A 23739-nucleotide genomic window follows, 5' to 3' on the forward strand; every position below is an offset into this window, starting at 1 on the left:
AGCCCGCCGTCAAGCGGGCTTGCGGCGCCCCGGTGGCGGCCCCTTGCTGACATGTTGACTGTCCCGGACCCACAACCGGAAGGGTTCGGCGGCCCAGGTCCCGGCGTAATCCACGCCAATCCGAGGCCCCCGGGACACGGCTGACTCGGGAACAGGCGTCCCGGGTCGCAGGTGCAGCGCGGGCGTGCACAGGCCCCGCCGGTTGTGCGCCCGGGTGAGGCCCAGCGCCTTGCACAAGCGGCCCGGCCCGTCCGTGCGCGTCCCCGGGGGCAGGCCCTCCACCGGCTCCACCGCCCGCACCAGCACCGCCGCGCCCACCCCCGTGGCATCCGTCACCACGTTGAAACAGTGGTGCATGCCATAAATCAGATAGACGTACGCCACGCCGGCCGGTCCGAACATGACCTCGGTGCGAGGGGTGAGCCCCTTGGCCGCGTGGCACGCCAGGTCATGCTCGCCGACATAGGCCTCCGTCTCCACGATGCGGCCCACCCGGCGCTGCCCGCCCTCCTCCACCACCAGCCAGGCGCCGAGCAGCTCCCGGGCGACCACCAGCGCGGGACGGGCGTAGAAAGACTCCGGCAACCAGTTCACACCTGGATGTTAACGGCCCTTCCGTCCGGAAAGCGAAGAACCCAGACACACTCGGAGAGCGTCCGCAGTTCCCACCAGCGCGGGGCTGGGGCAGATTGCATCGCACCATGTCCACCCCTGGCCGGCTCTCCGGTCTTTTGCTCCCGCTCTTCTCCCTCCGCTCGCAGACCGACTTTGGCATCGGTGACTTCGGTGCCCTGGAGGGACTGTTCACCTGGATGAAGGCCGCCCGCCAGCGGATGCTGATGGTGCTGCCGCTGCTGCCCACCGCGCCGGGCGACCCGAGCCCCTACGCGACGCGCTCGGCCTTCGGCCTCAATCCCCTCTTCATCGACCTGCAGCGGCTGCCGGAGTTCACCGCGGCCGGCGGCGAGGCGGCCCTGTCCGACGCCCAGCGCGCCCAGCTGGCCGAGGCGCGCTCGGCGCCGCGCGTGCGCTACGATTTGGTCTTCCCCTCAAGGACACCGCCTTCGCGCGCGCCTTCGACGTCTTCGAAGCGCAGCACTGGGCGCCTCAGTCCGAGCGGGCGAAGGCCTTCCGCCAGTGGCGCGACGCCCAGGGCGAGTGGCTGGAGAGCTACGCGCTCTTCACCGCCATCAGCGAGCAGGAGGACCGCCGCCCGTGGTGGGAGTGGCCGGAGCCGCTGCGCACCCGTCAACCCGAGGCCCTGGCCCAGAAGGGCCGGGAGCTGGAGCGCCGCGTGCGCTACCACGCCTGGCTCCAGTGGGTGGCCGAGCAGCAGTGGAACGAGGTGCGGACGCAGGCCCGCGCCAAGGACGTCCTCCTGTGCGGCGACGAGCCGTTCATCATCGGTCAGGACAGCGCGGACGTGTGGGCGCACCCGGACATCCTGCGGCGCGACGCCCGCCTGGGCGTGCCTCCGGATGACTTCTCCGCCACGGGCCAGGACTGGGGCCTGCCCTACTTCGACCTGGCGGCCATGGAGAAGGACGACTTCGCGTGGCTGAAGACGCGCGCGAAGAAGGCGGCCAGCTACTACGACTTGCGTCGCGTGGACCACGCGGTGGGGTACTTCCGGCAGTGGATTCGCGACGCGCAGACGCCCACCGGGCGCTTCATCCCGCCGGACGAGGAGAGCCACCGCCGCCTGGGCGAGAAGACCTTCCGCCTGCTGTCCGAGGGCGCTGGCATCGTCGCCGAGGACCTGGGCGTGATTCCGCCCTTCGTGCGCCACATCCTCGCGGAGCTCCAGCTGCCCGGCTACCGGGTGATGCGCTGGGAGCGGGACGACAACCACTACCGCGACCCGCGCCAGTTCCCGGCGGTGTCCCTGGTCACCACCGGCACGCATGACACGGACACGGTGGCCGAGTGGTGGGAGGGCGCGGGCGACCACGAGCGGCATGCGGCGGCGCGCGCATGGCCGGAGCTCAACGGCGTGGCCATCACCCGCGAGTTCACCCCGGACGTGCACCGGGCCATGCTGGCCTCGGCGCTCAACGCCAACAGCGACCTGTGCGTGTTGCCCTGGCAGGACGTGCTCGGCACCCGGGACCGCATCAACCTGCCCGGCTCCATGAGCGATTCGAACTGGGCCTACCGCATCGAGCAGAACGTGAGCGACCTGCTCACCGATTCGCGCACGCGCGAGGCCGCTGAACGGCTGGCCTGGCTCACCGCGTCCGCGCGGCGCTGAGACACCGTCCGCCCGGGGCCCCGAAGTGAGCGGACACGCGCGGCCGTGACGGCCTCACGGCTTGATGCACTTCACCTGGGCCGGGAAGCCGTCGAACAGGGCGCAGGTGCGGTTGGAGTTGGCGCACTCCAGCCGCTCGCAGATGTCGTCGAAGACGCAGATGGGCGGCGAGCGGCCGAACTCCAGGAAGATTTCCGCGCAGAACTGGTACGGGTTCACGCAGCCGAACGAGCCGCAGTAGGGCGCGTCCGACAAGCTCTCGCCCTCCTTGGGGCGCACCGCCTCGTCCTCGGAGACACCACACGAGGACGCGCATACCGCGAGCACGGAGAACACCAGGCTTCTGATTCGCCGGGACTGGGCCATGACCCCCCATCTTGGGCCAGGTGGGAGCGGCTTGCACGTCTTCGCGAGGCGCCATTCCGCGGCACCGGACACTGGGGTTTGACCCGACGTCCCGGTATGCGACAAAGCATTGCCATCCTGGACGGAAGAAGTGTTGGGGCCGCGAGCCTTCCAGCTATGAAACACCCCGTGGCCGCCGACCTGCTCAGATACCTCCGCCTTGCCACTCCGCTCGCGCTGCTGCTCACCGCGGCCTGCGCCACCACGAATGCGCCGCCCCCCTCGGGGCCCAAGGTCACCGACCTGGAAATCCGGGGCACGGACCAGGTGAGCGAGGGCGCCATCAAGGACCGCATCCTCACCACCGCCACGCCCTTCTGGGGCTTCTGGCCCTTTGGCGGCCCCAGCTACTTCGACGCCAACGCCTGGCAGGCGGACCTGCGCCGCATCGAGCGGTACTACCAGGCCCAGGGCTTCTACCAGGCGAAGGTCACCCACGCCGAGGTGAAGCCGGCCGGTGACGACAAGGTCGCCATCGACATCAGCGTGCAGGAGGGCGACCCCACCCGCATCAGCGAAATCCAGGTGACGGGCCTGGACACCCTGCCGGAGGACGTGCGCGAGGAGCACCGCAAGTACGTCCTGGACGGACTGCCCCTGCGCGAAGGCGACATCTTCAAGGAAGAGTCCTGGGAGGAAGCGAAGGTCCGCGTCCAGGAGCGGCTGCGCGAGCTGGCCTACGCCGAGGCCGAAGTCGACGGCGAGGTCCGGGTGGACGTGGACACGAGGCAGGCGGTGGTGGAATTGCGCACCCGGCCCGGCATTCGCTACCGCTTCGGCAACACCTTCGTCGCCACGGACGCCAATCCCCAGGTGCCTCCGCGCCGCATCATCGAGCAGGTGACGGGCGCGCTGAAGAAGGGGGACTGGTACAGCGAGACGGCGCTGGCCAACGCGCAGGCGCGCGTGTTCCGCATGGGCGTGTTCGGCGCGGTGAAGGTGAACCGCGGCGCGCCGGACCGCGAATCCGGCACGGTGCCGGTGGTGGTGGACGTGCGCGAGGCGCCCTTCCGCTCCGTGCGGCTGGGCGGCGGCCTGGGCGTGGACGCGGCCCGGCAGGAGGTCCGCGCGGTGGGCGAGTGGACCCACCGCAACTTCGGCGGCGGCCTGCGCCGCTTCACCGTCCGCGGCCGGCTGGGCTACGCCTTCATCCCCAACGTCCTCAACTTCAACAAGGACGGTCCCGTCTTCGACGTCACCGCCGAGTACGAGCAGCCCCGCTTCCTCTTCAGGGACTTGCGGGCGCAGAACTCGCTCAGCGTGGAGAAGGGCCTGGAGCAGGCCTATGACTTCTGGGGCGGCAGGCTCCAGACGGGTGTCATCTGGCAGCCGCACCCCGACTTCTCCATCTTCCCGTCGTACAACCTCCAGGTGTACCGGCTCAGCGGCCGCGTCAGCGCCGACTCCCGCGTGCCGCCCATCGTCCTGGGCTGCGGCGAGGGCCAGGCGCAGTGCAATGTGGCGCTCAGCTTCCTGGAGCTGGCCTTCACCTGGGACCGGCGCGATGACGTCATCGAGCCGCGCGACGGCTACTACATCTCCCTCTCCGTCCAGAAGGGCGGAGGCACGCCCCTCATGGGAGACTTCAACTACGTCCGCCTGCTGCCCGACCTGCGCGTCTACCGTTCGTTCGGCGAGGACAAGCGGTTCATCCTGGCGGCGAAGGTGCGCGCGGGCACGCTGAACCCCGCGGGCGGCAGCCAGAGCTCCATCGTCACCCGCTTCTTCTCGGGCGGTGGCACGTTCATGCGCGGCTTCAACGGCCAGCGCCTGTCCCCCCTGGCCGCCCTGCAACGCACGGCGGACGTGGACGGCGACGGCAACCCGGATGTCGTCCAGGACGCGGAATGGGACACCGTGCCCGTGGGAGGCAACAGCCTCTTCGAAACCTCGGTGGAGATGCGCTACCAGTTCACGGAGAGCCTGATGGTGGCGGCCTTCTATGACACGGGCCTGGTGGGCATCGAGGACTTCTCCCACGCGAACCGGCCCAAGCTCTTCGGCCCCCAGCACTACCACGCCGTGGGCATGGGCCTGCGGTATCTGACGGTCGTCGGGCCCGTCCGGCTGGACATCGCCCGGCGGTTGAACATTGGCGGGGGATTGCCCGTTTCCACCCCGGGATACATCTATCCCGAAGCCGGAGGCTGCTTCGGCATCGGAAGCCGGTGGAGGCCCACGGGCCCGACGACGCCCAGCGGCGCGTTCGCGGGCGCTCCGGACGGGCTGTGCGCGCTGCACCTGTCGATTGGAGAGGCGTTTTGACGGAATCCGCCCCGAGCGCCGCGCCTCCCCCACCCCGCCGGCCCGCGCGCTGGGGCCGCCGCGTGCTGTGGGGCCTGCTGGGCCTCGTGGGCCTCATCGTGCTCGTCGTCGCGGGCGTGCTCGTCTTCGTCACGACGTCGCGCGGAGAGGCCTGGCTCGTCCAGAAGGGACTCGCGCTGGCCCATGAGCAGCTCTCCGGCCGGCTGGAGCTGGGGCGCCTGGACCTGTCCCTGAGCGGCGTCATCCTCGAGGACGTGAAGCTGTATGACCCCGAAGGCGAGCTGGTGGCGGAAATCGCCCGGGTGGACGTGCGCGCGCGGCTGGCGGGGCTGGTACGCCAGCACGTGAACCTCCCCTCCGCGCGCCTCGAGCGTCCGCGCCTGTATCTGGCCCAGGACGAGCGCGGGCTGAACCTGACGCGCGCGCTGGAGCCCCGCACGCCCAGCCCCGAGGAGCCCTCCAAGGGCCGCGGCTCGCTGACGCTCGACTTGCACGAGCTCGTGCTCGAGGACGGCTATGTCGACTTCCGCCGGCGCTGCCCGAAGGCGGTGAGCGGCAGGTGCGGCTGGAGGACCTGGATGCCCGGGGCTCGGCCCGCTACGCCGCTGCGACGCAGGGCGTGGCCGCGAACCTGGACGCCACCGCGAACCTCGCCCGTCCCGTGCCTGGGCCCGTGCGGCTGGCGCTGAAGGCCCGCGGCGAAGAGGGCGCCTTCGAAGGCGATGTCGACCTGGAGGCCGCGGGGCTGGTGTTGGACGCCAGCGGCCGCGCGAAGCTCCCGCCAGAGACGCCGCCGGGCGCGCCGGAGGGCCGGCTCCAAGCAGGACTGGAGCTGCGGCGCCTGTCCGCGCCGCCCGACCTGCTGCGGGCCTTCGTGCCCAACTGGCCTTTGCGGGTGCCGGTGTCCGCGGAGGGCTCCACCGGACTGGACGGCGACGCGGCGCGGGTGGACGTCACCGCGAAGGCCGCCAGCGCCTCCGTGTCCGTGAAGGGCGGCATGGATTTGGAGCGGATGCGCACCGACGGCCTGTCCGTGAAGGCGCGCGACGTGGACCTGTCGGAGCTGATGGCGCAGGGCCCCAAGACGCGCATCGCCGCGGACCTGGACGCGAAGGGCGGAGGCACGAGCCTGGAGTCGATGGAAGGCGAGGTGAAGCTCACCGTGTCCCCCTCTCAATACCTGGGCCAGCCGCTGGGTCCGGTGGAGCTGGAGGCCAGCGCGAAGGAGGGCCGGTATTCGCTGATGCGGCTGCGGATGCTCGCGCCGGGCGTGGCCCTGCAGGCCAAGGGAGACGGCACCGCGGAGTCGGTGAACCTGCAAGGCGGCCTCACCGCCGGCAACCTCGCCCTGCTCTCGCAGATGCTGACCAAGCTGATGCCGGGCGTGGTGGCCCCCATGGCGGGCAACGGCACGTTGGACTTCTCCGTGAAGGGCCCGCTGCGCACGCCCGCCGTGAAGGTCGACGGTGGCTTCGCGACGCTGCGGTACGGCGACGTGGCGGCGCAGGAGGTGTCCCTGAAGCTGGAGATGCCGGACGTCAGCCACCCTCACGTCCAACGCCACGCTGGTGGTGTCCCGGCTGAAGGCGGGCGGACGGGACTTGCGCGACGTCGCCGTCACGCTGGCCACGCAAGAGCGTGCGCTGGAGGCCAGCGTGCGCGTGGCGGGAGACGCGGAGCTGGGGCTCACGCTCAGTGGCCGGTGGACGGCAATCGCCAGGGGCTGGCCATCCGGCAGCTGGCGCTGTTCTGGCCGGAGGCCACCTGGACGCTCCAGGCGCCCACGCACCTGGGCTTCGGCGGAGGCAACGTCGAGGTGGCGCCCCCGCTGCGGCTCGCGTCGGAGGGGCAGACGCTGTCGCTGCAGGGCGCGATGCGCGGCCAGCGCGTCAACGCGCGCGTGGAATTGGGCGCGTTCGATTTGTCGCGACTGCCCAGCGCCTTCGTCCCGGAGTCGCTGGGCCTGGGGGCAGGCTGACAGGCCACGCCGCCGTCAGCGGGACGATGGCGCGCCCCGACGCGGAGACCGACCTGCGGCTGGAAGACGGCAGCGCGCGCGGCTACGAGGGGCTCCAGGCGAAGCTGAAGGCGCGCTACGTGAAGGACCGCGCCACCGGGACGCTGGCGGCCAGCCTGCCCGTGGCGCGGCTCGCCGCCGAGTTCGACGTGCCGGTGCAGGGCGTGCTCAAGCGCCGGCGCGATGCGATGTCCGTGCGCCTGAATCTGGAGGACCTGGACATCGCCGGCGCCATGAAGCTCGCGGGCCAGCCCGAGAGCGCCAGCGGCCGGCTGGCCGGCACGCTGACCGTGGAAGGCCCCGCGCGTGAGCCCCTGCTGGACTTCACCCTGCGCGGGCAGGACGTGCGCTACCAGACGCCGCCGCCGGGCTTCTCGCTGCCCGTGCCGTTGGCCTTCCAGCTGCGCGCCGCGTCCGACCGCGAGGACCAGACGCTGGATGCGCGCCTGGACGTGGAGGGTGTGGGCTCGCAGATGTACCGCCCTGCGGACGCCCTTCACGGTGGGCGGGCTGATGGCGAAGCCGCCCACGCCCGATGAGCTCCTGGCGACGACGCTGGGCGTGGAGGCCCGCGTGACGCAGCTGCCCCTCACGCTGCTCGAGGGCATGAGCGGTGTGCAGCGGCCGGGCGGCACGGTGACGGCGCACCTGGACTTCGAGGGCTCGGTCCTGGTGCCCCACGCGACGCTGCGCGTGCAGGCCAACGCGGTGACGATGAACGGGCTGCCACCCATGAACGGGCAGCTCAGCGTCGTGGGCGGCGACAAAGACGTGAAGCTCACGCTGAACGCGCAGCGCCAGGACGGACCGCTGGCGCAGCTGACGGCCACGCTGGCGGCCCCGCTGGGCGCGCTCCAGGACCGCGAGGTCTACGGCTACATCCCCTTCGACATCACCGGCCGCGTGGGCCCGGTGCCGCTCCAGGAGCTTCCCGGCCTGGCCACCCCGGCGTCGCCCGTGGCGGAGGGCGCGCCGCCACCGCAGGGCGGCCGGCCCCAGGGCATCCAGGGCGTGCTCGCCATGGAGCTGGGCGCGCGGGGCACGCTCGACACGCCGCAGATGGAGCTCACCGCCGGCGTGCAGGACCTGGGCGTGGGCAACACGGGGCTGGGCCAGGTGCGCCTGAACTACACGTACCGGGACACCCGCTCCCGCTTCGACCTGCTGCTCACCGAGCCGGGCGGCGGCACCATGCTGGTGAACGGAGGTCTGGGCCTGGACGTGTCACTGCCCGCGCTCAACCGGGGCCTCCAGACAGACAACGCGCCGGTGGAGGTCGCGCTCAAGGCGCGCAACTTCAACCCGGCCTTCCTGTCCGGTACGGTGGAGATGCTGCGCAGCATCGGCGGCGTGCTCCAGGCGGACGCCAGCGTCGCCGGCACGTTGGGCGCGCCCCGCATCAACGGCAGCGTGGAGTGGAAGGACGGCAAGCTGGGGCTGATGGGCCTGGGCGAGTACCGCGACATCCAGCTCGCCCTGAAGGCCAGCCGCGAATCCATCGCCGTCACGACGCTGTCGGCGAAGGCCGGCAACGGCTCCTTGCACCTCAACTCGCCGCTGACCGCGGTGCTCAACGCCCGGAATGAGTACGAGCTGTCCAGCCCCGGGACGTCCGACCCGCCGCTGGTGATGCGCAACTTCCCCATCATCGTCGACGACCAGCTCATGGCGCTGGTGAGCCTGCGCGCGAAGGTGGAGGGCACGCTGTCCCAGCGACTGGTCAACCTGCGCAACGTCACCATCCCCGAGGCCACCATCGAGCTGCCGGAAGCCAAGCGCAAGGACCTGCAGGCGCTGGAGCGGCCCGGTGACGTGGTGCTGGTACGCAACGGAGAGCCGCTGGGCCGCAAGAAGCGCAAGGAAGCGGCCCAGGCGCAGCCCCCGCCGAATCCCGACGAGCCCCCCGTGGAAGGCACGGCCCCGGCGGAGGGCGTGGCGGTGGAAGACGAGGAAGCGGCCACGCCCCCCATTGTGTTCTGGGTGAATGTGAATGCGCCCCGCAACCTCTGGGTGAAGGGCTCCGACATCAACGCGGAGCTGGGACTGTCGGATGACTTCCGCGTCGAATACACGGACGTGGCGCGCCTGTTCGGTGAAGTGCGCGTGCTGCGCGGACGCGTGGACGTGCTCGGCCGCCGCTTCGACATCCAGCGCGACAGCCAGGTGCGCTTCACCGGCCCGGCCATGGCGCCGTACATCAACGTCACCGCCGAGCACCGCAACGACAGCGCCAAGGTCACCGTGTTCGTCACCATCCGGGGCCAGGGGCGGGAAATCACGCTCAAGCCCACCAGTGACCCGCCGCTGCCGGAGTCGGAAATCTACACGCTGCTGGCGACGGGCCGGCGCACGCTGGAGCGCAGCTCCGGTGCCTCCATGAACGCCAGCGCGCAGGCCGCGTCCGTGGTGGGCTCGCTGGTGGCCAACGAGGCCCGCAAGGCCCTGGCCGCGAAGCTGCCCCTGGACGTGGTCTCCATCGAGGCGGGGGACTCCGGCATCGCGGGCACCAAGCTGGAAGTCGGCACCTACGTGACGGACAAAATCTACGTCGGCTACACCGGCCGCGTGGGCGCCAACCTCCAGCAGGGAGAGAACGCCAACGCGGTGCGCTTCGAGTACCAGCTGGGCACGCGCTGGAGCCTGGAAGGCCAGTACGGCGACGCGCGCTCGGGCGGGTTGGACCTCATCTGGACCAACCAGTACTGAGGCTCGCTGGGGCACGGCGGGCTCCCGTCCTTCCGGGCGGGAGCCGCCGCTTCGACGACTAGAGGCCGTACATCGCGAAGCACGAGCCCGCGGGGCCCGCACCGGAAATGGGCGCGCTCGGCGCGCTCAGCCACGTGCTGTTGGCGCCGCACTGGTGCCACTGCTGGTCGCCCGTGGACTGCACGCAGGTGCGCGGCGGCACGGAGCGGCCCAGCGTGGCGGAGGAGCACCAGCCGTAGGACGCGGTGCAGTTCGTGGGCTTGGTGGTGCTGCCCGCGGTGAAGGCGCCCGACTGGCACTGCCGCCACATGGCATCCGACGAGCTCTGCACGCAGCCGAGCTCCGGCACGGTGGTGTCGGCCGTCTCGGAGTAGCAGCCGGAGGCGGAGCCCCACGCATACGCCGACTCGTAGCGGTGGTAGACGACGGACACCAGCGACGAGCCGCCCACGGTGGTGCGGCCGCACTGGAGGGCGTACGCGCCCACCCAGGGCGTGTACGTGTAGAGCGCCGCCGTCGCCTTGTTGGCGGGACGCACCGAGCACGGGTCCGACGTGGACTTCGTCACACCCACGCGCCAGCCGGAGATGGTGGCACGGCCCGCGTCCAGGTCCGTCAGGTAGCCGCGCAGCTTCTTGGCGGAGCAGTCAATCTGCTTACCGAAGCCCACGTATTGCGCGTCACAGCCGCTGGTGTCCGGACAGCCACAGCCAGTGGCCTTGGCCAGGTTGTTGGAGTTGCCGCTCTGGATGAGGCTGGACTCCACCTGGATGCGGGCCAGCATGTACAGCGGGCTGATGCCAAAGGCCTTGGAGCGCTCGACGATGAGCGCGGCGGCCGTCTTGTTGCTGAAGGCCGGGTCCCGGTAGTTCGCCAGGAACGAGTTGTTCTGCTGGAGGAAGGCCTGCACCTGCGCGGTGGTAATCCACTGGCCACCGGTGATGTCGGTGTCCTCCAGCAGCCGGTGCATGTCGTACTTCGTGGTGGCCTCCAGCAGCACCTGGCCGGTCAGCTCATCGATGACGGGCTCATCTGCCTCGTCGATGGGACCACAGCCGGCCGCCACCAACGCGGGCACCAGGAGCAACCACAATCGCGTCTTCATCGCGTCCTCGGGGGGATGGGCCGCGAACCCGGAGAGCGGTGCTCACCGTCCACCGGACACGGCCTGGGGGAGTCCGAGGCTCCAGCCGCGTGAAACATTATTCAAGAATTTCTTATCTTTAATGCCTAACGGATTATTAGTGCCCTGCTGAATCCGTCACCCGGGCTACACAGACAGAGCGTGGGCGCCGGGAGTAGCGTACCCGCCATGAGGCACTTCCTCGCTGGCGAAGGGCGGCAGACGACGCCGGAGACGGACAGGCCCCGTGCATCTCCACCCTGGCGCCCTGAGCGCCCTGCCCGTCCGTAGGCTGACCGCGTGCCCGCAAGCCCGCCCCTCCTGGATGACATGCTCCTGTTCACCGAGGTGGTGGCGACCGGTGGCATCACCGCCGCGGCGGAGCGGCTGGGGCTGCGCAAATCCACGGTGAGCCGCCGCCTCGCGGCGTTGGAAGAGCGGTTCGGCGTCCGGCTCATCGAGCGCAATACGCGCGGGCTCCGGCTCACGGAGGTGGGCCGCGACTACCACGCCCACTGCGCGCGGCTGGTGGCGGAGGCTCGCGAGGTGAATCGCGCGCTCGGCGAGTCGCGCGTCACGCCGCAGGGCACCTTGCGCATCGCCACGCTCTCACTGCTGGGCGAGCTGCTGACACCGCTCATCGCCGAGCTGCTGTTGCGCAATCCCCTGCTCCGCGTGGAAGTCTCACTCGCCGAAGCGCACGTGGACCTCATCTCCGAGGAGTACGACGTGGCGCTGCGGACCGGCCCGCTCGCGGACTCCGCCATGGTGGCCCGAAGGCTCGGGCGCCTTCGCACCGGCTACTACGCCAGCCCCGCCTATCTCGCGAGGCAAGGGGCACCCCGGACCTCGGCGGAGCTGCAAGGTCATGCCTGCGTCGTGCTCGCCACGCCGGCACCGACGAGGTCTGGTTCTTCGGCGAGGGCCGCGGCGCGAAGAGCCTGCCGGTGACGGGACGGCTGCGCGTTCCGAGCGTGCGCGCGGGACAAGCAGCCGCGCGCGCGGGCCTGGGCGTGGTGCGGCTTCCCGCCTCGCTCGTCGCCGAGGACGTGCGCGGCGGGCTCCTCGTTCCGGTGCTGGAAGCCGAGACGCCGCCGGGCATCCCTGTCTTCGCCGTCTATCCCAGCAGGCGACAGCTCCCGCCCAAGGTGCGCGCCTTCCTGGCGCTGTTGAGTGAACGCGGCGCCTCGCTCCCCTGGGACGACGCCACCGAGCCCACATCCTCCCGGAGCCGATAAGGGACCTCGCGCAACACAGCGTTCCCTCGCGGGCGCTCGTCCATTCCCGTTGAGGCCACTACACCTGTGTCCACACCCAGGCAGGGCCACGCGCCCGGCCGAACGAGGAGGACACGCCATGACGACGAACGTCATCTCGCTGGACGACGCGCACTTTCAACGGGAGGTGCTGGAGTCATCCGAGCCCGTGCTGGTGGACTTCACCGCTGCCTGGTGCCCGCCGTGCCGTGCGCTCGCCCCCGTGCTCGACGCGATTGCCGCCGATTTCCGGGGCCGGCTGAAGGTGACCCGCCTGGACGTGGACGACCATCCGGAGTCCGCCATGCGCTATGGCGTCCGCTCCGTCCCGGCGCTGCTGCTCTTCAAGGAGGGCAAGGTGGTGCGGCAACTGCTGGGCGCCCAGCCTCGCGCCAAGCTGGAGCAGGAGCTGCGCACCCACCTCGGGTGACGCGGCGCCCCTCTTCCTTCAGGCCGTATTGGCCAGCAGGTTGCGCGTCCAGTGGTTCTCGTAGCCGCCAGTGGACAGGTCGAGCACCTTCTGCCCTGTCGGGTGCCCAACACCCCGGGCCGACCAGGACGTGCGCTACCGCACCACATTCCGCTCACGGATAATTTTAGGCCCGTGTTGCAAAGTGTACACTGTTCGTGTATCCACTCATTCGCCCTGTGAGTCTCGCAGGGCGCGGGTCGCCCCACATCTCCGATCCCCCCATCTCGTTCGGGGCGACTCGTACCCACCGCGGACAGTCGCCCTCCTCCGTGCCAGCCCCTTCCTGTCCGGGGCGGCCCGCACCTCCACCAACGCCTTCGTCTCAACGGTCCAGCCGTCGGCGGGCCCGGGCTCGCGCGGCATCCAGCGCGGAGTCCACGCTGCCCTCGGCCGGCTTCGCTGGCACCGGCGCCGCGTCGCCCTCGCGGGCCTGCGGAGCTGACGTCGGGGTTGTCCGTGTTGCCGGAGTGGACGACGGCGCCGTGGGTGTCGCGGGGATGGACACGGAGCGCTCGCGGGTCCGCGGCGCACGCAGCCGCGGCGCGGAGAGGAAGCGGCGCACGGCCACCTCCGCCAGCAGCAGGGCCAGCACCAGGGCCACCAGCCACGGCGCCAGGGCCACGCGGCCCAGCGACTCCGGGGCCTCCATGAAGAGGCCCGTCATGGACAAGCGCTCCACGCCGCCTCCTACCGCCGCGATGGCGCGCAGCAGCTCCAGTCCCGCCTTCGTTGAGCCGGGCTCGAACTCCGGCGCGTAGGGCAGCGTGACGGGCGGCGCGCGGAGCACCTTCGCTCCCAGCCGTACCACCGGGTGCCACGTTCCACTGCCCTCCAGCGGGTACTCGGCGACGAGCCGGTCTTCATCCTCCCACCGCATCGGACGCTCCACCGGCGCGGCGCGTCCGTCGCCGGGCAAGAGCACCATCGTCGGTGCCGCGCCGGGCAGCGCCTCGCCGGGAGGCAGGTCCAGCGTCACGCGCAGCAGGTGCCCCCTCCGCTCGGTCCGCACCACCGCGTCCCCGACGGGCGCCGCGCCCGCCAGCGTCCAGCGCACCATCCCCTCCAGTGCCGCGCGAAGGGAGAACCACGTTCGCAGCTCGCCGGTGTACGGCCCGTCCACCTCCGCGGTGAAGGCCACCGTGCGTCCCGCGCCTCGCGGCCACATCGCCAGGATGGGCGCGCCATTCGTGTCCAGGGTGCGCAGCGCCACGTTGGCGCGGGGCTTGAGGTAGGTGAGGTTGTAGCCGCCCACCTGGGGCAGCCCCTCCGCGGACAGCCGGCCGAGCAGCGGCAGGTCCGGCGCGCCTTCCAGCGACGCGGGCTCATCCACGAAGGTGGCGCGCGCCACCGTGAGCGTCTCCTGGCTGAAGATGCGCGGCAGGCTCATCGCGTCCTCGGCGAAGTAGACGCGCCCACCGCCCCGGTGGGCCACTTCCCGGAGCAGGTCCGCGTCCGGGTCCGAGGGCACGCCCAGCCCGATGACGGACACCGTCACCTCCTGCTCGCGCAAGTGGGCCAGCGTGCGCTGGTAGTCATCGGGCTCCTCGGAGTCCGCTGCGTCGGAGAACAGGAGGACGTGGCGCGTGGGCTTCTCGCTGCGGAGGATTTCCGTGCGGCCGGCGCGGAGCGCCTCGCCCACGTAGATGCCACCCCCACCGCTGAATCCGCGCGCGACGGCATCCAGGGGCAACCCCGCCTCCACCGGGCTGAGCGGGAAGATTTCATGGGCCGCCGTGTCCACCATGTGCACGGAGACCTCGTCCTTGGGGTTGAGCAGTGTCAGTGCGGCCACGACGCCCTCGGCGGCCAGCTCCATCTTCGTCCGCCCATCCGGGACGGTCATCCCCATGGAGCAGGAGGCATCCATCAACACGCTCAGCGCCAGGGACGCGCGGCGCTGCTCCTCGCGCATCTCCAGGGACACCGGGAGCAGCGGCTCCACGGGCGAGCGACGGAAGCCGCCCTCGCCGAAGCTGTTGCGTCCGCCGGTCATCACCAGCCCGCCTCCGGCCTGCTCGACGTAGGCCGCCAGCGCGTTGAGCCCCGGCTCGCCGAGCGCATTGGCGTCCACGTTCTCCAACACCACGGTGCCCACGCCATCCAGGTCATCCAACGTGAGGCGGAACGGCGTGCGCACGTCGAGTTGCAACCCCGAAGCGGCGAGCGACTGCGCGAGCGTGCCCCGGGACTGGTTCGTGAGCAGCAACACGCGGGGCGGACCCTCCACGCGCAGCACGGCGACGCCCTGGTCATTCTCCACGACGCCGTCGCCGGGAGCGGCCACGGAGAGCCGGTACCGGACCAGGCCGGGCTCCTCGACCAGGTCGCGCAGCGGCAGCACGTTGGGGCCCGGCTGGAAGTCGAAGGGCCCCTGGAGGAGCACGCGGCCATTGCGCTCCAGGCGGACGGTGCCGGTGACGGCGGCGGAGGCATGCACCACGGCGGAGAACTGGAAGGGCTCGCGCTCGGAGACGGCGGCGGGGACGTCCACGGAGACGACGGCCACATCGAGCGGCGGTTCGGGGCGAGCGATGTGGCGCCAGTCCACGGCGAGGCCCCGGGCCGCCAGTCGCCGCGCGGCGCCGCGCGCATCCACGCCCGTAGCGCGGCCATCGGACAGCACCAGCACGCGGCCGGTGCGCTCGTCGGGGATGAGGGCGCTCGCGGCATCCAACGCGGCGGACAGGTCGGAAGCCTCCGCGTCCACGGGGCGCGTGAAACCGCCAAAGCCTCCGAGGGTGGAAAGGGGCTGCTCGACGCGCGCTTCCCGGCCGAAGGTGATGACCCCCACGCGGTCCCCGGGACGGCGCTGCGACTCCAGGAGGGTGATGAGTTCCTGGGCCGTGCGGTCCACGTCGCGAGGCATGGACGCGGAGCGGTCCACCACCACGACGACGTCACTGCCGGCATCGGCCCATCGCAGCTCGGGGCCCGAGAGCGCGCCGACGACAAGCACCAGCAGCGCGGCGCGCAGCCACATGGGCGGCCCGGCCGGCGGCCGTACTTCCAAAGGAAGAGGCCCAGCGGCAGCAGCAGCACCCACGCCTGCGGGAGGGAGAAGGTCATGCGCGACTCCAGCGCAGGGAAGCCATGGCGGACGCGCTCATGACGCGCCCCCGGTACTTGGCGCACTCGCACCTGAAGCGCCCGGCGTCTCTCGCCGCGTGAGGTAGAAGTCCGCCACCAGCGCGGCGAGCAGAAGAACCAGAGGCCATCGGGCCCGGCCCGGCGCGCTGCCTCCCGCGTCGTCGTCGCCGGCCTCACGTGCCGGCACCTCCGCGCGTCCGCGCTCACGCAGGTCCGACTCCCGGGCGTCCAGCGCCAGCACCTGCGCCGTGTCCACCACATCGCCGCCACGCTCCAGCGAATAGGCCCCAGGCCCGGTGGGGGAGACAGCGTCACCTCGCCAGCGCCAAACACCGGCCGGCTGCCACCCGGCCCCACGAGCGTGTAACGCGCACCCGCGAGCGTCACCACTGGCAGCGGCTCGCCCAGCATCAACTGCCGCCGAGGAAACCCCTCCCGCGTGCGGCGGGCCTCTCGCACCAGATTGCTCAGCAGCACCGGCCACGCGGACACGCGCTGCACGTTCGAACGCGACAGGTCCACGTTGACGTGAACCCGGCCGTCCGCCTCCTCGGACACCAGCACCGCGTCCCCGGCGCTCACCAATGGCTTTCCAGGCGGATTGTCCCCTGCCGTCCACCGCACGCCCGAAAGCTGCACGTCATCCAGCAGCGGGTGCCCCTTCTCGGAGAAGAACGGCCCCACGAAGGTGCGCGGCGCGCCGCCCGCCCCCACCGTCACCCGAGCATCCGTCCCCGGCGGGCCCAGCACCAACACCGCGTCCGTCTCCGAGCCTTCCGTGCCGCGCGCCACCTCCGGCGATACCGCGAGAAACCGCTCCAGTGCGGTCTGCTCGGGAGCGCCCAGTCCCTGCGCCAACGCCACCGCGATGGGCCGCATGGGCGCGGGCGGCAACCGCACCGCCGTCCTCGGGCAACGCGTCGTCTGGGAGCGACACCTCCACATCGCCCGCTTCCTGGAACGTCAACCGGACCGTCGCGGTTCCCTCCTCTGGAAGCTGCACGCGTTCCACCCGCTCCGTGCCTGCCTTCGCACCGGCCCCTGGCAACGCGCGGACCCGAACGTCCACCTCCTCCGGTGCCTCCCCGAAACGCGCCACCCTCAGCGTCACCGTGGCAGTGGGCCCCTCATCACGCCGCTGCGCGGAGACCAGCGCCACGTTGCCTCGCGCGGTCCCCAGCGCCGTCCACCGCACGGATGCGGGCACCAGGGCCGCGTTCACCGGAGAAACATCCGTGAAGAAGGCCACGCGCCGTCCCGCCCCCGCCAGTTCCTGCGCCCAGATGAGCGTGGGCATCGGGTCATGGTCCGCGCCCTGCGCCTGGAAGGACTCCAGCGCGGCCAACGCCCGGGAAGGCTCCGCCTCCGGCCCCGCGAGCATGCGCGGCGTGCCGCCACTGGCCAGCAGCGTCACCTGCGTCGCCTCCTCCGACTCCACGCGCGCCGCCGCCTCGCGCCGCACCTGCTCCAACACCGTCACACCGTCCGACCCGCGCGCGGACATGGACAGGCTCCCATCCACCACCAGCACCAGGTGCCGGACCCGCGCCGAATCTCCCCACCGCACGTCCGCCAGGAAGAGCGCGGCGGCCACCACCGCCAGCACCTCCAGCAGCAGCGACGCCTCCCGCGTAAAGCGCTCCCAGCGAGGTCCCGCCTCGGCGCGGGGACTGGGCCTGCGCCACAGGAAGAGCGCGCTCACCACCACCGGCTTCTGCCGGCGCCGCAGGAAATACGCCGCCACCAGCGGCACGAGCGCGCCCAGCGCCAGCAGCCCCCACGGGAAACCGAAGCTCACGCGTCACCTCCCGCGACGCGCTCCATGCCCGCCACCCCGCGCCCGCTCACGACGCACCCGCCGCGAGAAACAGAGGCCGCAACGGCCCCGCGACCAACGCGCCCAGCCCATCCTGAGCCCGAGCGGTGAGCAGCGCCCCGCGAGCACGCAAGGCCGCGCCCCTCAAGCCGCGCTGGTGCTCCGCGAAGCGGCGCGTGTACGCGGCCAGCACCTCGTCCGTCAGCAATTCCTCCAGCGCCGCGCCGCTCTCCGAATCCACCAGCCGGGCCCCGTCCCCCCAGCGGGGTCCAGGTCCTCGGCGTCCAACACCTGCGCCAGGAAGAGGCCCGACGCGCCACGCGCCAGCCGCGCGCACAGCGCCGGCAGGTCCGCTTCGAAGAGGAAGTCACTCACCACCACGCGCAGCCCACACGGCCGCAGCGGCGGCAGGCGCCCCAGCGACTCCGGCAGCCCGTCCCGCGCGTCGAAGTCCGCCGCTTCCAAGGCCGCCCGGCACGCCGGTCCCTGAGCACGCTCCGGCCGGGCACCGGACACCAGCAACGTGGGCGACAACCCCTGCCGCGCCGCCACCTCCGCCGTCAGCAGCGCCACCTCCCGCGCGCACGCGGCCTTGCGTGGGGACAGCGCCATGGAGCGCGAACCATCCAGCACCACCTCCACGCGCGGAGACACCTCGTCCTGGCGGATGCGCAGCACGAGCTCTCCCGTGCGCGCCACCGCGTTCCAGTCCACCTGCCGCAGGTCATCCCCGGGCTGGTACGCACGGAAGTCATGCAGCTCCAGCGCGCTCCCCGCGGACGTGGCACGGACCTCCCCACGAGCCCCGGTGGGGCCCCTGGGCAGCGCCAGGACCAACCCCGGAACCAGCCGCGCGACGGTGGATGCATCCATCCGCTCGCTCACGACGTGTGGGCTCGCTGCTCACGCGCCATGAGCATCCGGTCCGTCCCGAAGGCGGCCACCAGCGCCAGGCCCACGACCGCGCCCAGCAAGTCCCAGGACATCTTCGGCCCGGACGCCCCGTAGTCGTACGTGGCGAAGTTCGCGATGCCCACCACGGGGTTGAAGAGGTTGAGGATGGGGTCATCCCCATCGAATCCCATCAACACCGCCACCAACGGAGGCAGCGCCGAGGCCAGCGCCACGGAAGCCACGAACATCAAGCGCACCGCCACGGGCGTGGCCAGCCGGTCCGGGCGCACCTTCCGACCCAGCCACACCGCCAGCGATAGAAAGAGCACGCCATACGCCGGCAACGCCAGGGTGGCCATCCGCAGGGAGAGGCCCTTCAGCGGCAGGTCCGAGGACCCCACCTGCAAGCCCCAGAACAGCGCGCTCCAGGCCCCCAGCAGGAACACCATCCAGCGGAAGCCCCTCAGCGCGCCGGGCCGCAGCACGGACCAGGGCCGGGTGGTCGCGCGCAGCGGGCGCGCCTGACCATCCACGTCCGCGACCACGAACATGCCCACGCCCAGCAGGTGGACGCCGCCCAGGAGCGCGAACATCTCCGGAACATTGTGCTTACGCCCCGTCAGCCACCAGATGGCACAGCCGGCGAGCATGCCCACCAGCACCTGCACCCCCACCGCGCGACGCGGCCCCCGCGTGTAGTCCTCCGTGGGCAGGGACAGCCGGGACGCGGCGGCCTCGAAGAGCAGCCAGCCGTCCATGAGCATCAGCATCAGCGCGATGCCCACCAGATAGAGGAACTCCACATCATTCAGGAACCGGTCTCCCATCTCCGATATCGCGTAGGCCGCGCCCAGGCCCTGCACCAGCGCCAGACCCAGTGCGCCCAGCAGGCCGAAGTGGACGAAAGCACGCCCCATGCGGGCGTCGGCCAGCGTCGCCGCGCACACGCTGGCCACCGTGAGGAAGACGAGCCACGCGCCGCCCAGCGCCAGCACCACCAGAATCGTGGGCAGCGTGATGCCATTGAGGAAGTAGCTGAAGAGGAGGAAGGGCCCCGCCGCGGAGGCATACAGGGCCGCCTGCACGAGGAACGACGCCACCTTGCCCCGGAGGATGCGGCGCGGCCCCAGGCCGGTGAGCACCAGCAACACCCACGTCTCGTCCTCGCGCTCACGCGCCAACGAGCGGTAGGCGCTGTACGGGATGACGAAGAAGTGCGCGACGCCCAGGCAGACGAAGAAGGAGAAGAAGTAACCCTGGCCGCGCCGCGCGTAGGCGCCCTCGCGCGTGTCCACGTAGGCCACCAGCGCCACCGCCAGGCACGCCAGCAGCATCAACCCGAAGCACACCCAGAAGACGCGCGTGCGCAGTCCCTGGCGGAGCTCCTTCACCACCAGCGGGTTGAGCCGGTCCCCCCACCGCTGCGACCAGGGCTCCGCGCCCGCGACCGGCCACCACCCGAAGCCATCGGCTCCGGGGCCGGAGGGCTCATCGCCGTATCCACGGGCGCGCTCACGCCACCCTCCCCTTCGTCACCGTCATGAAGGCATCCTCGAGGTTCCGCTCCCGCGTGCTGAAGGCGCACACGGGAAGCCCCGCGGCCACCAGCGCCGCCAGCAGCACCGCCGCCGCCGCGTCCACCTGCGCGGGGCCCGCGCCCGCATCCAGCTCCAGGCGCACACGCAGCGCCTCGCCTTCTCGCGCCACACGCGTCACACGCGGCTGTTCGAGGAGCACCCGCTCCGCGCGCTCCCAGACGGCGTTGCCCGCGTCGCCCACGGCCAGCCGCACCGTCAGCTCGGGCGTCACCGCCGCGCCCACCTCCTGCTGCTGGAGCAGGTCCGCCACCTTCCCGGTGGCCAGCAGACGCCCCTGCTCGATGATGGCGCAGGTGTCGCAGATCTCCGCCAGCTCCGTGAGGATGTGGCTGGAGATGATGACCGCCTTGCCCTGGTCCGCCAGGGCGCGCAACAGCTCGCGCAGCTCGATACGGGCGCGCGGGTCCAACCCGTCCGCGGGCTCGTCCAGCAGCAGCAGCGACGGGTCGTGCAACAGCGTGCGCCCCAGCGCCACGCGCTGCCGCATGCCCTTCGACAACGCGGTGGTGAGCCGGTCCGCCAGGGGCGTGAGTCCGGTGAACGCCATCACCGACTCCACCCGCTGCCGGCGCGCCGCGCCCTTCAGTCCGTAGGCGCGCGCGAAGAAGTCCAGGAACTCGAAGACGGTGACGTCGTCATAGGTGCCGTACCGGTCCGGCATGTAGCCGATGAGCGGACGCGCCCGGTCCGGCGCATCCACCAGCGAGTGCCCATCCAGGAGCACCTCGCCCGACGTGGGCACATCCAGCGTGGCCAGGATGCGCAGCGTGGTGCTCTTGCCCGCGCCGTTGGGCCCGATGAAGCCCAGGATGCTGCCGGCCTCCAGGGAGAACGACACGTCATCCACCGCGCGCAGCGGCCCGTAGTCGCGCCGCAGTCCCTTCACCTCCAGCAGGCTCATGGCAGCCCCCCTTCCGACTGGCCTCGCACCAGGTGGATGCCGGCCTCCAGCTCCACGTCAACGGCGGACGAGGGCGCCGGCCCCAAGCCCCCAGGCGCGCGATGAAGCCTCCCTCCGGGAGCGGAGCGCGGAAGTTCTCCTCGCCCCCTGACAGACGCCCCTCGGCGAGCGACGGCCCCCACGCTGGACACCAACTGGTTCACCGGCGTCGCGCCCTCGGGCAGCGGCTCGCCCAGCGTCCCTTCCGCGCCATCCTCCAACGCGGGCAACGCGTAGCTCTGGCTCCCCACCCGGACGTAGCCCTGCTCCAGCCGTGCCCCCAGCGCGTTCTGGACGCGGACGGTGCCGCCCTCCCGCCGGACGACGAGCCGCGCGCGAGAAGGCAGCACGGCCACCTCGCCCCACTCACGGTAGGTCCGTGGCGGCAAGAAGCCATGCGTCACCGTCAGGCCATTCGTCCAGTCCAGGTCCGCCAGCATCTCGTCGGCGTTGTCCGGTGCCAGCAGCGCGCTCGTCGCCGGGAAGCGCACCGGCCCCGAAGACACGTTGGCGTACCAGGCGGAGACGCCGAGCGTCACCGCGCGCGAACGCTCCGCGTCCAGCCACGTGAGGCTGTAGCGCGCGGAGTGCACGGCGAAACCATCCACGAGCACCGACCAGGTCACGAGCGCCACACAGGTGAGGACCGACACCAGGGGCACCGCCACGAGCACCGCCACCGGCCCTCGGCGCCGCGCCAGCATCAGCCCGCCCGGCCCCACCGCCAGCACGAAGGCGAAGATGAGCAGCAGGAACCGCCCCACGGGCGTATTGGCATGGTCCAGCAGCGGCGTGATGCCCCCGGCGAGCAGGTTGCTTCGCTCCCACCGAGGCGCGGCCCCCGCGGGATTCACGGGCCCTGGGATGAACTCCCCCAGCATCGCGTTCAAGGCCTGTCCGCATTCGAGCGCGGCGCCACACAGCCGCACCCGCCCAAAGCCATACGGCACGGCATCCCTGGAGCCTTCCGCGGTGAACAGCGGCAGATGCTCCGTCAGGCTGCTCGACACCCGCGGCAGGACGAGCCGTCCTCCCGAAAGGACATAGGACTCCAGCACGGCCCAGACATCCGCGGGCACGGAAGCCAGGTCCCCCGGCACCATCACCACGGAGTAACCCACGTAGGAGGACAGCTCCCTGGGCGCATCGCGCAGGTCAACGGTGCGCACGGAGAACAGCGGGCTGCCGGACGCTTCCACCCGAGGCACCCCCGACGTGTCGTCGAAGTCCTTGAGCGTCCCCAGCACCAACACCGTCCCTCCCGTGGAACGCTCCACATAGATGGGGGTGTGGGCGGGGAGCGTCAGCGGAGACAGGCCGGGCGACTCCACCAGGATGCTCCCCGCCTGAACTGTCGCTGGCACCGGCAGCCAGGTGACGAGCCGCCGTTGCGGCGGCACCTCCACGGTGCGCTCGGAGGTTCGCGTCCCCGAGTTCGAATGTCCCTGGAAGGTCAGACGGACCTGGAGGGACACGAGCCCCGTGTTCTGGAGCACGACATCGATGGGGGTGTAGCCGCGCTCCGGCTTCAGCGCGCTGGTCCGGATGGAGACGCGCAGGTCGCCGTGGTTCCGCGTATCAATGGTTCCAGAAGCATCGCGATACCCGTAGCCCGTGGGCGCGGCCTCGTCCGCGAGCGATGTGGCGAAGGCCCGCGAGCCACCCAGGGCGCAGAGCAGGACACTCGCGGTCAGCACCGCGCTACGCACGCGGCACCTCGGGGACGGCCTGGAGCAGCGCGCGCACCACGTCCGCCGCGCTGACCTTCTCCAGCGAGGCCTCGTAGGCGAGCACCAACCGGTGATTGAGGGCGGAAGGCGCGGCGGCCACCACGTCATCGAAGCCCACGTTGGGCCTGCCTCGCAGCAACGCCAGCGCACGCCCGGCGGCGGCGAGCGCGAGCGCCGCGCGAGGACTGGCGCCATAACGGACGAAGCGGCGCACGGCGTCGGGCGCCGACGGTTGGCGTGGGTCCGAGGCCTCCACCAACCGGCCGATGAAGTCCGCCACGGGGCCCGGCAGGTGCACGCGGTCCGCGGCGGCGAAGAGGCGGCCCAGGCCCTCCGCGTCCAGCACCGGCGACAGCTCCGGCGGCGCGCCACGCACGCGCGTGGTGAGCAGCGCGCGCAGCGTCTTGGCGCCCACGGGGGGCACCTGGATGCGGAAGAGGAACCGGTCGAGCTGCGCCTCGGGCAACGGATAGGTGCCCTCCAACTCGATGGGGTTCTGCGTGGCGAGCACGAAGAAGGGGTCCGGCAACGGGCGCGTCTGCCCCAGCACGGTGACGCTGCGCTCCTGCATGGCCTCCAGCAGCGCGGACTGCGTCTTCGGGCTGGAGCGGTTGATTTCGTCCGCCAGCACCAGGCTGGCGAAGAGCGGGCCCTCGCGAAAGACGAAGTCGCGGCGGCCATCGCCTTCCAGCACGTAGGTCCCCGTGATGTCGCCGGGTAGCAGGTCGGGAGTGAACTGGATGCGGCGGAAGGGCAGCGACAGCAGCCGCGCCAGCGCCTTGCACAGCTCCGTCTTGCCCAGGCCAGGCAGGCCCTCCAGCAGGACGTGCCCGCGCGCGAGCACCGCCACCACCACCTGCTCGACGACGGATTCCTGGTCCAGCATGACGGTGTTCAGCCCGTCCTTGAGCCGGGCCGCCACCTCCGCCGCTCCCTGTGCCTCGGCGGGACTGAGAAGCTCCGCTGCCACGTCATTGCCCCCTTCCAGACGACTCGCCACCAAAGTACCGCCTCACCATGTCCTGGTTGCGGGGAAGCAGCGGCGCCGCACCGGGCCCCGCCGTCGCCTCCCCCGCGCCTGGGTGCCCTGCGCTCCGCCCGGCCCCGCCGGCCCCGCGCGCCGCCGAGGATCCGCGGCCCGGAGCCCCCAGAGTTCCTCGCCCTCGTCGCCCCCCTGCC

At 71.6% G+C, this 23739-nt stretch carries 12 protein-coding genes and 5 pseudogenes; 7 read left to right on the top strand and 10 right to left on the bottom strand.

The annotated features are described in order from the left end of the window. Positions 1 to 9 precede the first annotated feature (9 nt). A complete protein-coding gene (locus tag QEG98_RS35510; protein ID WP_316564471.1) occupies positions 10 to 594 on the bottom strand; it encodes a DNA-3-methyladenine glycosylase in 585 nt (194 codons plus the stop codon). Positions 595 to 701: 107 nt separating this feature from the next. On the opposite strand from QEG98_RS35510, the pseudogene QEG98_RS35515 reads away from it, so the two are divergent. Then, positions 702 to 2251, top strand: a pseudogene (locus QEG98_RS35515) (4-alpha-glucanotransferase). 54 nt (positions 2252 to 2305) lie between these two features. Here the strand turns inward: QEG98_RS35515 and QEG98_RS35520 are convergent. Beyond that, positions 2306 to 2617, bottom strand: a complete 312-nt coding sequence (locus QEG98_RS35520) for a hypothetical protein (RefSeq protein ID WP_090488432.1) — start codon at positions 2615 to 2617, stop codon at positions 2306 to 2308. A 156-nt stretch (positions 2618 to 2773) separates the two neighbouring features. On the opposite strand from QEG98_RS35520, the gene QEG98_RS35525 reads away from it, so the two are divergent. From QEG98_RS35525 to QEG98_RS42465, 4 genes are all read left to right on the top strand, one after another. Further along, positions 2774 to 4921 carry a BamA/TamA family outer membrane protein gene (locus tag QEG98_RS35525; protein WP_316564472.1) on the top strand — a complete coding sequence of 716 codons (2148 nt, stop codon included), beginning with the start codon at positions 2774 to 2776 and terminating at the stop codon, positions 4919 to 4921. Next, complete coding sequence (locus QEG98_RS42455) at positions 4918 to 5610, top strand: AsmA family protein (RefSeq protein WP_410477889.1); 693 nt, start codon at positions 4918 to 4920, stop codon at positions 5608 to 5610. The genes QEG98_RS35525 and QEG98_RS42455 overlap by 4 nt, the downstream gene beginning before the upstream one ends. A gap of 1315 nt (positions 5611 to 6925) precedes the next feature. Further along, entirely contained in the window at positions 6926 to 7477 is a 552-nt protein-coding gene (locus QEG98_RS42460; protein WP_410477890.1) for a hypothetical protein, read from the top strand. Then, complete coding sequence (locus QEG98_RS42465; RefSeq protein ID WP_410477891.1) at positions 7452 to 9644, top strand: translocation/assembly module TamB domain-containing protein; 2193 nt, start codon at positions 7452 to 7454, stop codon at positions 9642 to 9644. The genes QEG98_RS42460 and QEG98_RS42465 overlap by 26 nt, the downstream gene beginning before the upstream one ends. 58 nt (positions 9645 to 9702) lie before the next feature. Here the strand turns inward: QEG98_RS42465 and QEG98_RS35535 are convergent, their stop codons facing one another. Beyond that, positions 9703 to 10749: a hypothetical protein gene (locus QEG98_RS35535; RefSeq protein WP_316564473.1), complete on the bottom strand. Its 1047-nt coding sequence runs from the start codon at positions 10747 to 10749 to the stop codon at positions 9703 to 9705. Positions 10750 to 11097: 348 nt separating this feature from the next. On the opposite strand from QEG98_RS35535, the pseudogene QEG98_RS35540 reads away from it, so the two are divergent. Continuing rightward, positions 11098 to 12005 (top strand): annotated as a pseudogene (locus QEG98_RS35540) (LysR family transcriptional regulator). Positions 12006 to 12123: 118 nt separating this feature from the next. Beyond that, entirely contained in the window at positions 12124 to 12453 is a 330-nt protein-coding gene (gene trxA, locus QEG98_RS35545) for a thioredoxin (protein WP_316564474.1), read from the top strand. A 364-nt stretch (positions 12454 to 12817) separates the two neighbouring features. On the opposite strand, the pseudogene QEG98_RS35550 reads toward trxA, so the two are convergent. From QEG98_RS35550 to QEG98_RS35580, 7 genes and pseudogenes are all read right to left on the bottom strand, one after another. Beyond that, positions 12818 to 15561, bottom strand: a pseudogene (locus QEG98_RS35550) (VWA domain-containing protein). Between the two features lie 37 nt (positions 15562 to 15598). Next, positions 15599 to 17380, bottom strand: a pseudogene (locus QEG98_RS35555) (BatA domain-containing protein). A 46-nt stretch (positions 17381 to 17426) separates the two neighbouring features. After that, positions 17427 to 18271 (bottom strand): annotated as a pseudogene (locus QEG98_RS35560) (DUF58 domain-containing protein). An 8-nt stretch (positions 18272 to 18279) separates the two neighbouring features. Then, positions 18280 to 19686: an ABC transporter permease gene (locus tag QEG98_RS35565; RefSeq protein WP_316564475.1), complete on the bottom strand. Its 1407-nt coding sequence runs from the start codon at positions 19684 to 19686 to the stop codon at positions 18280 to 18282. 118 nt (positions 19687 to 19804) lie between these two features. Next, positions 19805 to 20791 carry an ABC transporter ATP-binding protein gene (locus QEG98_RS35570; protein WP_090488414.1) on the bottom strand — a complete coding sequence of 329 codons (987 nt, stop codon included), beginning with the start codon at positions 20789 to 20791 and terminating at the stop codon, positions 19805 to 19807. Continuing rightward, positions 20788 to 22539, bottom strand: coding sequence for a hypothetical protein (locus QEG98_RS35575; RefSeq protein WP_316564476.1), 1752 nt, complete (start codon positions 22537 to 22539; stop codon positions 20788 to 20790). The genes QEG98_RS35570 and QEG98_RS35575 overlap by 4 nt, the downstream gene beginning before the upstream one ends. Next, complete coding sequence (locus QEG98_RS35580) at positions 22532 to 23530, bottom strand: AAA family ATPase (RefSeq protein ID WP_174257146.1); 999 nt, start codon at positions 23528 to 23530, stop codon at positions 22532 to 22534. The genes QEG98_RS35575 and QEG98_RS35580 overlap by 8 nt, the downstream gene beginning before the upstream one ends. Between the last annotated feature and the right edge of the window lie 209 nt (positions 23531 to 23739).

This window comes from Myxococcus sp. MxC21-1 (assembly GCF_032612255.1).
GTDB classification, from domain to species: domain Bacteria; phylum Myxococcota; class Myxococcia; order Myxococcales; family Myxococcaceae; genus Myxococcus; species Myxococcus virescens.